The sequence below is a fragment of the Acinetobacter sp. WCHAc060006 genome, assembly GCF_004209135.1.
In the GTDB taxonomy this organism is placed as follows: Bacteria; Pseudomonadota; Gammaproteobacteria; order Pseudomonadales; family Moraxellaceae; genus Acinetobacter; species Acinetobacter cumulans.
Map to the genome: position 1 here is coordinate 1 of NZ_SGSS01000027.1, position 12841 is coordinate 12841.

A 12841-nucleotide genomic window follows, 5' to 3' on the forward strand; every position below is an offset into this window, starting at 1 on the left:
AATGAATATCAACTTATAAAATAGAATATAAAAATTATCTTTATAAAAATGAATAAATTTCAGATTCCCAACCTAAGAAATTTTCCCAATCTTTAGTTATTTTATCCTGAGGCTTACCTTGATGGAAAACTTGATAATTAAATCTTTTGGCGTTTTCATCTGCACTTATACGAATGAGGTTAGAAGAGTTTTGATCTTTGATTTCAAGATGTCCCGAAATAGGAAAATGGATATCCATCATAAAGGGTTGTTCTTGATTATCGAAGCTAACTTCATAGGTGCCAATGGGACTATTTTTTACATGTAATTTTGCTTTGGTTGATAACCAATTAATTTTATTCTCATTTTGATCCAATGTTGAATATTGTGCAGATTCAAAATCAGTTAAAGTATATGTAGTCATAGCAAAGCGATTTTTTTTTGTTTGGGAGTAAACAACAAGTTGATCTGATTTATTAACCAATCTAATTTTACTCGCTTGTTGCGCGTTAATGAGTCGACTTTGTGTGTGTGGTTTGACAGTCGTTGTTGTAATTCGTCCGAGCTAAGTATTTTTGTCACCTTGAATAAACTCATTACCTTCTAAATATTCAATAGTTAAGTTCATTTCAATGGTCGTAAGCGTTATTTCTAGATCTTCCCGAATAATTGGATTTGAAGGTGTGATTTTGACAATGCCATCGATCGCTGCATTCACCCCACCAAAATTATCATGTTTGACATTTTTAAAAATATAAGCGTTTTTGATTTGGGTAAAAGATCCTGATACTGGGGGAGTTTGTTGGCAAAAATGAATTGCATTACATGCAGCCTGATCTGCTTCGCCGATTAATGATTGGCCTGTTTTAGCAGTGGCGAGAGTTAGTGAGGTGTATAAGATTTCATTTATAGTTTTATCATCATTCCAGTTAAGCATTTAGTTATTCTCCTAATTATGATATTTACATTTTTAACATCGAAAGATTCTATTCTAATTCATTGTTATACAAAAATTTTTTTAATGAATAGGTTTAAAAAAAACCAACTTTATTGCCTTGTAGTTCTTGCGACAAATTATAGGCCTGATGGTCTGAAAATTTAGAGATAATATCTAATACCCTCATGATGTTTTCATAGTGATCTTCACCAAATTGTGTGCCTGAACGCTGTAAAATAGACATTAGGCGCTGCTCTTTAAAGCTCAGCGTTTTATTTGGCGTGGTTAGCGGAATGAACGCATCTAAAATATTTTGTAAGCTTTGATGCGCAATAATTTCTAAACCAGCTTTTTGCGGATGTTCAAAAATTTTATCCCGTGCTAAATCCTTAGCGCGATTAATGCCTTGACCAATATCGTTTGGGCAATAGTCCAGTAGACTGCCTTGCAGCTGGCCTGAAAGAATTTCAAAATGATGTTTGGCAAAAGCGGTCGTCACTTCATCTACTAGGCGTTTCATGACGCGCCCGCGCAGCGCCGCAATTTTCTGCTGCCACGTGGTATTCATTGAAAGCTCAGATGGAATGCCATAGTCGCCAATCAAATTCAGAAAAATAGGCTCAACTTCTTCATAGCTCAGCATGTTGAGAATAATACCGTCTTCCAAATCAATTAGGGCATAGCACATGTCATCGGCAGCTTCGAGCAAGTAGGTCAGCGGGTGACGGCAATAGTGGAAATCACCGAGCTGGATTAGGCCGAGCTGTTCAGCAATTTGCTGCAATATTTCTTTTTCAGATTGGTAACAGCCAAACTTTGCACGTTTACTGGCTGGTGTGTTGCCTTGTGACGCAATGGTTTTAGAAAGCCATGGATACTTTAAGTAAGCCCCTAAGGTTGCGTAAGTTAAGCGCATCCCGCCGTCATTGGGGTGATAATCAATTTTAGTCAGTAAGCGCAGGCCTTGTGCATTGCCTTCAAATTGGCGTACATCGGCTTCTTGCTCAGGGCTTAAGTCTTTTAAAAAATCGGTATGTGACGCGTCATCAAACCACTCACGGATGGCATATTCACCAGCATGGCCAAATGGCGGGTTGCCAATGTCATGTGCCAGACAGGCAGCTTGAATGATTGCGCCGACATCTGCAGGGGAAATCCAAACCGGAAGCTGATCTTTAATTTTTTCAGCAGCCAGCATGCCAAGTGAGCGGCCGATACAAGACACTTCGAGCGAGTGTGTTAAACGCGTATGAATGCCGTCATGCTGTGTCAGCGGATGGACTTGGGTTTTGCGGTTGAGCTGGCGAAAGCTTTGCGAAAAAATAATACGGTCATAGTCTTTATGAAAAGGGCTGCGCGCCTGTTCAGAACTTTGTTTTTTACTGCCGATACGAACTGTGGAGAGCAGTTCAAGCCAACGCATTTGAGTCATTTATCATTATTCAGTTATTTACTGTATGCATCATGCCAAAATTACAGGAAATGCACTAGAGCAACGCGTCATAGTTTGACACTTTTCCTACGCTATTCAGTGCATAGCTTTGCGGAAATTTAGCTAGAGATTGTCAAATCTTTGACAGGGTTTCAGTCCTGTTTTCAGGCACTGTAGTTTTTTTATAAAAACGCAGATAAAAACAGATGTCACAACAGCAGCCAAATATTTTACTCATTGTCGCAGATGATTTGGGTTTTACTGACCTGGGTGCCTTTGGTGGGGAAATACAAACACCGAATTTAGATGCGATTGCAGTTGAAGGTTTAAGATTTACTAATTTTCATACAGCTTCAACTTGTTCGCCAACCCGCTCGATGCTGCTGTCAGGCACAGATCACCATTTGGCTGGACTAGGGTCGATGGCGGAAGCGATCCGTCCTGAACAAAAGGGCCAGCCGGGCTATGAAGGCTATTTGAATGATCAGGTGGCAGCCTTGCCAGAGCTGCTGCAATATGCTGGCTATTACACTGTGATGTCTGGGAAATGGCATTTGGGATTAACAGCGGATCGTTTTCCAGCAAAACGCGGTTTTGAAAAGTCTTTTACCTTATTGCCAGGGGCGGCCAATCATTATGCCTTTGAAGCGGATATACCTGAAGAAGAAGTGCCGGGTTTGTTAAAAGTGACACGCGGTTTATATGCTGAAAATGACGAATATATTCATGAAATTCCAGCTGACTTTTACTCATCAGATTATTTTACGGATAAATTGCTGGACTATTTAACAGATGATACAGCTCGTGCAGGCCGTCCTTTTTTTGCTTACCTGCCATTTTCGGCGCCACATTGGCCACTGCAAGCTCATCGTGATGATATTGCAAAATATCAGGGTGTATATGATGCAGGCCCTGAAGTGTTACGTCAAAAACGTTTGGATCGTGTCCGCGAACTGGGTTTGGTCGGGGCAGATGCAACGATTCATCCAGTACTGGCGAAAACTAAATTTTGGGATGAGCTGTCTGATACTGATAAGAAGCAATCTGCGCGCACCATGGAAGTTTATGCTGCGATGGTGGATCGGCTGGATCGAAACGTTGGCCGTGTGATTGAGTATTTAAAGAAAACAGGGCAATACGACAATACGATTATTATATTCCTGTCTGATAATGGCGCAGAAGGCGCGCAGCTGGAAGCGCTGCCAGTATTTGGCCCTGATTTGGCAACGGTGATTTCTAAGTATTATGACAATAGTTTTGAAAATATCGGCAATGGCAATTCCTATGTGTGGTATGGCGAACATTGGGCACAGGCAGCTACAGCGCCAGCGCGGCTATATAAGGCGCATACCAGTGAAGGCGGTATCCGTACACCAGCTTTTATTAAGCACACAGGTTTTGGGCGTCAGCAAGGAATTAGCCATGAGTTTCTTACCGTGATGGATTGGCTGCCGACACTTTTAAATGTTTTGGATGTACAGCATCCGGGTACACAATACAAAGGCCGTGATTTAGTGCCGCTGCGCGGTAAAAGTATTCTGCCATACTTAAACCAGCAGCAAGATCATATTCATGATGCAGACCACATTACAGGCTGGGAGCTGTTCGGGCAAAAAGCATTGCGTAAAGGCGATTGGAAAGCCTTATTTATCCCTGCGCCAAATGGCCCAAATCAGTGGCAGCTGTATAACTTGGCAGCAGATGCTGGTGAAACTGATGATTTGGCAGAGCGGTATCCAGAAAAATTGCATGAATTGCTGGAAGACTGGAAAGTTTATGTCAAAGAAAATGGCGTGATTGAATTTGCTGCTGCAGGCTTTACTTTAAACAAATCAGCTTAACAATTTTTGAAAAATGAAGAGGCAGTGACTTACTTAAAGTGCCTATATCCTCATATATATGCTGAATTAGAATTCTCTAAATATTGATGCATATAAAGATGAGGGGAATTGAATGAAATTTAATTTTTTAGCGCCGTTATTGGCAATTGGCTGCAGTATTTCATTATTTGGCTGTGCTTCGGTTCAAACACTGGGTATTTCGCCAGCAGAAGTTCAATACTCTACAGTTTCACTCAGCAGCACGAAAATGATGGAGCATTTGCAGGCTTTACAGGATATTGCTGTAAAACATGCAGGCAACCGTGCGGTAGGAACTGCGGGTGGGCTGGCAAGTGCAAAATACATTATGAATGAAGCCAATGAAGCAGGATTCCAAGCGCAGATGATTGCCTTTGAAAATAGAGCAAAAGTGGTTGGTCAAAATATTGTTGTCGAAATCAAAGGTAAAAATATAGATGACGCGGTCATTGTGGGTGCACATTATGATTCTGTGAAAACAGGTCCGGGGATTAACGATAATGGTTCAGGCACTGCGCTGCTGCTGGAATTGATGCACCATTATGCAAAACCGGAAAACAAACCGAACAATACCGTTTATCTAGCTTTTTGGGATTCTGAAGAAGAAGGCATAGGCGGTTCACAGGCCTTTGTTAAAAGTATGACCCCTTCACAACTCGAGCATACGTTGGCATATATTAATGTTGATATGGTAGGAACAAAAAATCCAGAAATTATGATTGCAGATGCGACGAAATCTTCTGTAGATGAAATGGAGAAAATGCTGAAAGAGCGCGCTATGAAAGATGCAGAATTCAAACCGCTGCTGGATGGGCTGCGCGCCGTACCCGTGCATGAAGGAGATGCGGCATTGGAGCAGGTCTTAAGCAAATTTTTTAAGCAAAAAGGAGTTGCGGTTAAAAAAGATATTTCGACTTTAACAGCGAGTGATACTGCGCCGTTCCTTGGGAAAGTTCCAGTGGCCTCAATCATTTTATTTAATGAGCAGATGCAGGGTGACGTTTTGGAGTTTGCACCTTGTTATCATCAGGCTTGTGACACCATTGACTTGATTGATCCTGCATCATTGCAGCTGGCTTCAGAAGCGGTTTTAAATTTACTGCATTATGTAGATAGTCAAAACCTGAAGTAAGCCTGAGAAAGAATAAGGCTGGTATTAATTGCTGTGAATATTGAGTGAATTTTGAATCAAAAGCGTCAGTATTTATAGCGCTTTGCGCTAGGGTAAATTGTATGCGGTAAGACGCTTATATGCTGAAAAATTCATCAGATAGAGAATTATTTAGAATTAATAATTTTTACAATTAAAACTATGGTAATCTGTGCGACTAGATTCAATATTGCTTACTGAATATAAAAACAAAATTTAAAAAATCTTGTGTCATTCTCGGATAGAAACTGCTTTTGGCATCTAGCTGATTTAACTAATTCACAGTAGAATATGCGCTCTCTTCAAGTCACATTGCGGCTTGGTTCAAAAGACCAGCCCGTGGAGCCAAAATCAGCATGTTTATCGTGGCCGGTGCACCAGCACACTCTTCTTTTAAGAAAACGCAACTATTAACACGTCTATCTTCGATTAGTTCTGTTCAAGAAATTGAAAGCCAATTGGTCTATCTATTTGACCAAGCGCTAAGCGAACAGCAACAGCAATCTGCTTTACAGCTGCTTAATGATGGTCAATCTTTTGAATTGCGCCAGCCAGCAAGTGATGAAGTCCAAATATTAGTGACGCCACGCGTTGGGACAATCTCTCCGTGGTCATCGAAAGCAACGGATATTTTTGCAAACTGTAATACACCGGTTCATCGCCTTGAACGCGGTGTTTTATTTACTTTGAAGGGCGTAAATGCTGTTTCTGATGAAGTAAAACTGGCATTGCATGACCGCATGACAGAAAGTGTGTTCAATCAAATTGAAGAAGCGACTGCGCTGTTCTCTGAAACTGAACCAAAGCCATTAAATGCAATTGATATTTTAGGTCAAGGTAAAGACGCTTTAGTGAAAGCAAACTCTGAGTTTGGTTTTGCACTATCTGACGAAGAAATTGATTATTTAGTTGCAGCGTTTAACAAGCTTGGCCGTAACCCGCATGACATCGAGTTGATGATGTTTGCTCAAGCAAACTCTGAGCACTGCCGTCATAAAATCTTTGGTTCTGAATGGACAATTGATGGTGAAGTTCAGCCATTGTCATTGTTCCAAATGATTAAAAACACGTATAAAGAATCTCCAGATGACGTTTTGTCTGCATATAAAGACAATGCATCAGTGATCGTGGGCTTTGACACTCAACGTTTCTATCCGAAAAAAGACGAAGAAACAGGTCAGCACGTTTACAAATATAAGAGCCAAGCTGCTCACATCTTAATGAAGGTGGAAACGCATAACCATCCGACAGCGATTGCACCTTTTGCAGGCGCAGCGACTGGTTCAGGCGGTGAAATCCGTGATGAAGGCGCGACAGGCCGTGGCGGTAAGCCAAAAGCAGGTTTAACAGGTTTCACTGTTTCTAACTTGAACATTCCTGGCTTTGAACAGCCTTGGGAAGAAAACTACGGCAAGCCGTCTCGTATGGCATCTCCGCTTCAAATTATGATTGAAGGCCCATTGGGTGGCGCTGCGTTTAACAACGAATTCGGCCGTCCTGCTTTAAATGGTTACTTCCGTACCTTTGAACAAAATGTAAATGGCGACGTAAAAGGTTTCCATAAGCCAATTATGATTGCTGGCGGTTACGGTAACATCCGTCCTGACCATGTTGAAAAAGATGCAATCCAACCGGGTGATCTTTTAATCGTACTTGGCGGTCCTGCAATGTTGATCGGTCTAGGCGGTGGTGCTGCGTCTTCTGTAGACAGCGGTAAGTTAGGTGAAAACCTAGACTTCGCTTCTGTACAGCGTGAAAACCCAGAGATGGAACGCCGTTGCCAAGAAGTGATTGATGCATGCTGGCGCATGGAAGACCATAACCCAATCGTATCTGTACATGACGTGGGTGCGGGCGGTATCTCAAATGCAATGCCTGAACTTGTGAACGATCATGAGCTAGGTGCAATCCTTGATCTTCGTAAAATTCCATCATTGGAAAAAGGCATGTCTCCAATGGAGATCTGGTCGAACGAAGCACAAGAGCGTTATGTATTGGCCATCCGTCCAAGCTCTTTAGAATTGTTTGAATCACTATGTGCACGTGAACGCTGCCCATTCGCCGTATTAGGTGAAGCAACTGAAGCGCGTCAATTGACAGTGAACGATCCATTGTTTGAAAACAAAGCTGTGGATATGCCAATGCAAGTGATGCTTGGCGGTACACCGCGTATGAGCCGTTCATACGAAACGATTGAACGTAAAGGCGATGACTTTACTGCTGAAACAGTAACAGATTTGAAAGATGCGATTTACCGCGTTCTTAAGAATCCTACAGTTGCATCTAAGTCGTTCTTAATCACGATTGGTGACCGTTCGATTACAGGTATGGTTGCACGTGATCAGTTCGTCGGTAAGTGGCAAGTGCCTGTAGCAGATGCTGCAGTAACAACGACAAGCCTTGTAGGTTATACAGGTGAAGCAATGGCAATGGGTGAGCGTCCGCCAGTTGCATTGTTGAATCCTGCTGCTTCTGCACGTTTATCTGTAGCAGAGTCAATCTCAAACATCATGTCTGCAAAAATCGACCAGATCAGCGACATTAAATTGTCTGCAAACTGGATGGCTGCTGCAGGTCAACAAGGTGAAGACCAAGCGCTATTCGAAGGTGTTAAAGCCATCGGTATGGAAATGTGTCCTGCATTAGGTATCGCAATTCCAGTAGGTAAAGATTCATTGTCTATGCGTACAACGTGGAATGACGAAGGCGAAGACAAATCTGTAACTTCTCCAATGTCAGGCGTGATCACAGCATTCGCACCTGTGACTGATGTTCGCAAAACATTGACACCTGAACTTAAAAATATCGAGTCTGTACTGGTACGTATCGATCTTTCTAAAGGTCAATTCCGTCTTGGCGGTTCGATCCTTGCTCAGGTTTATAAAGCAATCGGTTCTGTAACACCTGACGTAGACAGCTTCGATGACTTCAAAGCATTCTTTGCATTGGTTCAAGATTGGAACAACCGTGGCTTAATTAAAGCGTATCACGACATTGGTGATGGCGGTCTATTGGCAACTGTTGCAGAAATGATGTTCGCTTCACGCCTAGGTGCAGCACTTGAAGATCAATCTACTGCTAGCCTATTTGCAGAAGAAATTGGTGCAGTGCTTCAAATCAGCAAAGCGGATTGGGCTACATTAGAAGCTGAAGTTGCAGCGTCTAGCCTTAAAGATGCAATTGCAGTTGTAGGTACTGTAAACGATACAGATACTTTAACTGTAAATGGTTTGAGCTTAGACCGTGCTGAATTACAGCAAGCATGGACTGAAGTGTCACATCAAATCCAACGTCTGCGTGACAACGTAGAAACTGCGGATCAAGAATATGCATTAATCGCGGACAAATCACATGCAGGTTTAATTGCAAAACCAACATTTGATTTGAACGAGCCAATCGAAGCACCGTACATCAATGAACGCCGTCCAAACATGGTGATTCTGCGTGAGCAGGGTGTTAACGGTCATGTAGAAATGGCAGCTGCATTCGATAAAGTCGGCTTCAACACTGTAGACGTACACATGAGCGACTTGCTTGCTGGCCGTATCAGTCTTGATGACTTTGAAGGTTTAGTCGCGTGTGGCGGTTTCTCTTACGGTGACGTATTGGGCGCAGGCGGTGGTTGGGCTAAATCTGTATTGTTCAATCCAAAACTTCGTGACCAATTTGAGAAATTCTTCAACCGTGATGAAACATTCTCTCTAGGCATTTGTAACGGCTGTCAAATGCTGTCTCAGCTTGCACCATTAATTCCGGGTGCAGAAGCTTGGCCACGTTTCCACCGCAATACTTCAGAGATGTTTGAAGCTCGTGTTGTAAACGTACGCGTTGAAAAATCAAATTCTGTATTGTTAGAAGGTATGGAAGGTTCGATTCTTCCTATCTCTGTAGCACATGGTGAAGGTCGTGTGGTTACAAGCGCAGAAAACATTGCAGCATTGAATGCTGGCGATCAAGTGATCTTGCGTTATGTAGATAGCCAAGGCAACCCAACGCAGCATTACCCAATGAACCCGAACGGTTCGCCAGAAGCGATTTCAGGTGTAACGTCTAAAGACGGCCGTGCAACGATTATGATGCCACACCCTGAACGTAACTTCCGTGCGATTCAGCACTCTTGGAAACCAGAAGATTGGGATCAAGATGGTGCATGGTTACGTATGTTCCGTAATGCCCGTAAATTTATTGGTTAATTGATTTAATCAACAATTTGAAAAAGCCCCGAAAGGGGCTTTTTTTATGGCAATGGGATAATCATCCTTCAGCGTTTTAAATGGTTCAGCTTTTCGTTTAAGATGAGTTGCTAAAATAAAAAATACATTACTTATGAATCTACAAAAATTAGTAAAAATTCCTCTGATTGTTATTCTGAGTATTATTTTTCTGAATGGCTGTGACGCGTATATGTGGCGACAGAACGTTGTACAGCTCAATGAAGTGGAAAGAAGAAGCGGACAACTTCAACTGAATATTGATCACAATTTAATGGGAGTGGATGCAGATCTGAATGGTATTCGTGATGATATTGATCTTTATATCGCTCAAAATTTTAAGCAGATTGCGCAGCAAAGGGCAGTCACTCAATATGCAGTGCAATTACAAAAGAGCCTATTGGTGGATAAACAGAACTTAGCGCAGGCCAAAAATATTTCATTTGAGAAATCACGTGCGATAGGGTGCATCTATGAACAGTTTCCAGTAGATACTTTGCCGAAAGCAATGACGGTTGTTAAGGATATCAGTGCAATTACCATGAATACTAAAATACGTTTTAAAGCGCATTTAGCATTTAGTCAGGCTTTGGATGGAACTGTAATGACATTGGCTAAAAGTAATTTATGTAATAAATAATATTGTAAAATAATATCTTAATTTTACCTTATGGAAAAATATTAAAACATTGTTTAAGATGCCTCATTATTATGCCACCTATTTGGTGGTTTTTGTGTCTGCAACTTTTGCAGTCTCCCATGCTGAACTTGGTTTAGATTTTGCTTTTATATTTGTGGAAACATGCTAGTGTGTAATTTATGCACAATAACTATGCAAAATAAAAGAAAGATAGCTAACTAAACGAGTTCAGTATCAACACTCATGATGAGGTGATGACATGATTAAAACAGTAGAGTATTCGGCAGTTGATAAGTCTGCGCTGCGTAAAAAGGGCTGGAAGCTTTTTGGTGCAGTTATATGTTTGCAGTTAGTGTTTTTAGTTTTGGGTTATGCGTTGCAGATGTGATCTTTTGTAATGAGTTAATAGTAATTTTAGCCTTACTTTTGAAGCATCAAAAGTAACAAAAATGCTTTGTCAGACTGATGGGACGTCCTGTCCCACAGTCTAACGGACGACATCCATGTCGCTAGTCATGTGATTAGATTTAGTCTTTGAAAATGGTTTCGTAAAATTGATAAAAGAATTGAGTTCTTCGATATTGAGAAAGAGAGTTTATCATTTGTTTATTTTCGTTTGAGTATTCTTCTAGGAATCCAAAACTAACTAAGTCCATATTGGGACTAGGAAAAGACATTTGCATCCCTACGCCGATAACAGTAATTAAAGGGTTTCCAGTATCATGCATTTCAGCTTCAAAATCCTTTCCAGTATTAACTAGAGATTGAATTAAATAAATTAAGTGATTGTTTAACTTTGTAATAATATAAGTATATTTATCAAATTCTTGCTTTGATATTTCCCCATTATATTTTAATAAAACAGCGCGTCCAATCATTCGAGCTTGATGCTCTAAATAGGTTTGATCCAATATACCTAGTAGCTCTAAACCGAGCTCAGTGTTGTGTTTATCTTGAAAAAAATGTTTTATAAAATCTTGATTATTAGCTTCTGTTTCTTGAATAAAAGCTAAAAGTTGTTTTTGCTCCTTAAGCGTTCGAAATCGTGTATAAGCTTGAATTGAGCTGCTAATAAGTGATGCAAAGGGAATGGATTTAGCAGCATTTTCTAAAAAAGTGTTGGCAGTTTTAAAGAGAATTTCATCTGCAAGGTTCTCAGCTGAAGTTAAAACTAAATCTGTTTTTGAATTTTTATTAGACATTGTACTAACCGCTTCATATTATTATTTTGATATTAATGAAATACATCTTAAATAGAAATGCTCAAACTCATCTACTACGTACCCGAATCACATCTTGAATCTACAAAACTTGCGATTTTTGAAGCAGGTGCAGGCGGTATAGGAAACTATGAACACTGCGCTTGGCAAGTTTTAGGTACAGGGCAATTTAAACCTGTTAAAGGCGCAAATCCGTTTATAGGTGAGCTGGACGCTTTGGAGCAAATTCCAGAATGGCGAGTGGAAACGATAGTGTCTGAAGAAAGGGCGAGCGAGGTAGCAAGAGCTTTAAAGGCAAGTCATCCTTATGAAGAGCCAGCTTTTGAGTTTATTCAAATGGTGGATATAACGTTCTAAAAGAATAAGGTTGTAGCGGTGTCTTGCTATTAGACATTTTACTTTTGGGAATAACCTTCGGTTCGACCTACTTTTCTTTCGGGAAAAGTAGGCAAAACCATTGTCATCAGCAGAACTCGTTATATTCCGTCATGTGATGAATAACATCGCAAAAACGATAATTATTGAATCGAGTCCTGCCTCGTACAGCTGCTGATGACATTTCCGCGTCTCATATTACTGCTAAACGTAAATATAGTTTGAATTAAACCTTCTGAATAAATAAATCACGGTCAAAACGATACTGCGGAAAGAACACACCATCTGCTGCACGTTCACCTGCGCCAATCACCATCACAGGGTATTGCTGACTATTTAAACCTAAAATTTTATTCACCAACGGCTCATCAAAACCCTCCATCATGCAACTGTCAAAACCATAAGCACGCAAAGCTAAAACTAAGTTTTCACAAGCCAAGGCTGTGGTTTTACTTGCCCAAAGTTTCGCATCTGCTTCATTAAAGGCAGTCACAGGCAATTGTTTATCCAATGTACGTGCAACTTTGAAAGCGACTTTCTTAAAGTTACCTAGTGCATTGAAGTAACCTGTTTTGTAGTTATAAGGAATGAACTTGTAATACTTCTGCACAGCAGGAGGTGCTTCAGGAAATGGAAATTCAGAAATATTCAGTTTTGCCATTTCATCTACACGGTCAGTACGCGCCACACATACAATCAGCTCAGCTGCGGTTTTCGCTGCCAATTGACCTAAACAGGCTTTTACCAGCTGTTTCTTCTTTGCAGGGTTTTGCACAACATAAAAAGTCCAAGGCTGCAAATTTGATGAGTTTGGCGCAAGCAGGGCGAGGTCTAAGCATTCATCTAATACGTCGCTTGGAATCGCTTTATCCGTAAATTTACGTACTGAACGACGGCTTTGAACTACTTTTTTAAAATTTTCAATATCGATGCCTTCAGGCGCAGGCTCAAAGTAGCGCTTTTTTTCAGTGTTCTGAGATTCAGTCATAACAAATGTACCATGATTGTTTTGCAATAGAGATGGGGGCAAATGTAAAA

Annotated in this window: 11 protein-coding genes; 6 read left to right on the plus strand and 5 right to left on the minus strand. The window is 40.9% G+C overall.

Annotated elements, in window-relative coordinates:
* Nucleotides 1-40: 40 nt before the first annotated feature.
* The 3 genes from EXE29_RS13845 to EXE29_RS13855 form a co-directional block, all read right to left on the minus strand.
* The gene (locus EXE29_RS13845; RefSeq protein ID WP_130125666.1) at nucleotides 41-403 is read right to left on the minus strand and encodes a hypothetical protein; all 363 of its coding nucleotides are present in this window, start codon (nucleotides 401-403) and stop codon (nucleotides 41-43) included.
* Nucleotides 404-544: 141 nt separating this feature from the next.
* On the minus strand, nucleotides 545-916 hold the full coding sequence (locus EXE29_RS13850; RefSeq protein ID WP_120364879.1) for a hypothetical protein: 372 nt from the start codon (nucleotides 914-916) through the stop codon (nucleotides 545-547).
* Between the two features lie 94 nt (nucleotides 917-1010).
* Nucleotides 1011-2348, minus strand: a complete 1338-nt coding sequence (locus EXE29_RS13855) for a deoxyguanosinetriphosphate triphosphohydrolase (protein ID WP_120364878.1) — start codon at nucleotides 2346-2348, stop codon at nucleotides 1011-1013.
* 206 nt (nucleotides 2349-2554) lie between these two features.
* On the opposite strand from EXE29_RS13855, the gene EXE29_RS13860 reads away from it, so the two are divergent.
* From EXE29_RS13860 to EXE29_RS17770, 5 genes are all read left to right on the plus strand, one after another.
* Nucleotides 2555-4189 carry an arylsulfatase gene (locus tag EXE29_RS13860; protein WP_120364877.1) on the plus strand — a complete coding sequence of 545 codons (1635 nt, stop codon included), beginning with the start codon at nucleotides 2555-2557 and terminating at the stop codon, nucleotides 4187-4189.
* A 112-nt stretch (nucleotides 4190-4301) separates the two neighbouring features.
* The gene (locus tag EXE29_RS13865; RefSeq protein WP_120364876.1) at nucleotides 4302-5339 is read left to right on the plus strand and encodes a M20/M25/M40 family metallo-hydrolase; all 1038 of its coding nucleotides are present in this window, start codon (nucleotides 4302-4304) and stop codon (nucleotides 5337-5339) included.
* Between the two features lie 374 nt (nucleotides 5340-5713).
* On the plus strand, nucleotides 5714-9550 hold the full coding sequence (gene purL / locus EXE29_RS13870; protein ID WP_120364875.1) for a phosphoribosylformylglycinamidine synthase: 3837 nt from the start codon (nucleotides 5714-5716) through the stop codon (nucleotides 9548-9550).
* Between the two features lie 133 nt (nucleotides 9551-9683).
* Nucleotides 9684-10208, plus strand: coding sequence for a hypothetical protein (locus EXE29_RS13875; protein ID WP_120364874.1), 525 nt, complete (start codon nucleotides 9684-9686; stop codon nucleotides 10206-10208).
* Nucleotides 10209-10467: 259 nt separating this feature from the next.
* Nucleotides 10468-10596 (plus strand): KGW motif small protein, encoded by a 129-nt coding sequence (locus tag EXE29_RS17770; RefSeq protein ID WP_252383555.1) that lies wholly within the window; start codon nucleotides 10468-10470, stop codon nucleotides 10594-10596.
* Nucleotides 10597-10735: 139 nt separating this feature from the next.
* Here the strand turns inward: EXE29_RS17770 and EXE29_RS13880 are convergent, their stop codons facing one another.
* The gene (locus tag EXE29_RS13880) at nucleotides 10736-11410 is read right to left on the minus strand and encodes a hypothetical protein (RefSeq protein WP_117007502.1); all 675 of its coding nucleotides are present in this window, start codon (nucleotides 11408-11410) and stop codon (nucleotides 10736-10738) included.
* A 57-nt stretch (nucleotides 11411-11467) separates the two neighbouring features.
* Between EXE29_RS13880 and EXE29_RS13885 the strand changes: the two genes are divergently transcribed.
* Nucleotides 11468-11785: a YqfO family protein gene (locus EXE29_RS13885; RefSeq protein ID WP_106985930.1), complete on the plus strand. Its 318-nt coding sequence runs from the start codon at nucleotides 11468-11470 to the stop codon at nucleotides 11783-11785.
* Nucleotides 11786-12029: 244 nt separating this feature from the next.
* Here EXE29_RS13885 and EXE29_RS13890 read toward each other — a convergent pair whose 3' ends face one another.
* A complete protein-coding gene (locus EXE29_RS13890; RefSeq protein WP_117007503.1) occupies nucleotides 12030-12791 on the minus strand; it encodes a nitroreductase family protein in 762 nt (253 codons plus the stop codon).
* Between the last annotated feature and the right edge of the window lie 50 nt (nucleotides 12792-12841).

What these genes read in the sequence shown, in the direction of transcription:
- EXE29_RS13845 (WP_130125666.1), bottom strand. Translation starts at nt 403, where the DNA reads ATGACTACATATACTTTAACTGATTTTGAATCTGCACAATATTCAACA.
- EXE29_RS13850 (WP_120364879.1), bottom strand. Translation starts at nt 916, where the DNA reads ATGCTTAACTGGAATGATGATAAAACTATAAATGAAATCTTATACACC.
- EXE29_RS13855 (WP_120364878.1), bottom strand. Translation starts at nt 2,348, where the DNA reads ATGACTCAAATGCGTTGGCTTGAACTGCTCTCCACAGTTCGTATCGGC.
- EXE29_RS13860 (WP_120364877.1), top strand. Translation starts at nt 2,555, where the DNA reads ATGTCACAACAGCAGCCAAATATTTTACTCATTGTCGCAGATGATTTG.
- EXE29_RS13865 (WP_120364876.1), top strand. Translation starts at nt 4,302, where the DNA reads ATGAAATTTAATTTTTTAGCGCCGTTATTGGCAATTGGCTGCAGTATT.
- purL (WP_120364875.1), top strand. Translation starts at nt 5,714, where the DNA reads ATGTTTATCGTGGCCGGTGCACCAGCACACTCTTCTTTTAAGAAAACG.
- EXE29_RS13875 (WP_120364874.1), top strand. Translation starts at nt 9,684, where the DNA reads ATGAATCTACAAAAATTAGTAAAAATTCCTCTGATTGTTATTCTGAGT.
- EXE29_RS17770 (WP_252383555.1), top strand. Translation starts at nt 10,468, where the DNA reads ATGATTAAAACAGTAGAGTATTCGGCAGTTGATAAGTCTGCGCTGCGT.
- EXE29_RS13880 (WP_117007502.1), bottom strand. Translation starts at nt 11,410, where the DNA reads ATGTCTAATAAAAATTCAAAAACAGATTTAGTTTTAACTTCAGCTGAG.
- EXE29_RS13885 (WP_106985930.1), top strand. Translation starts at nt 11,468, where the DNA reads ATGCTCAAACTCATCTACTACGTACCCGAATCACATCTTGAATCTACA.
- EXE29_RS13890 (WP_117007503.1), bottom strand. Translation starts at nt 12,791, where the DNA reads ATGACTGAATCTCAGAACACTGAAAAAAAGCGCTACTTTGAGCCTGCG.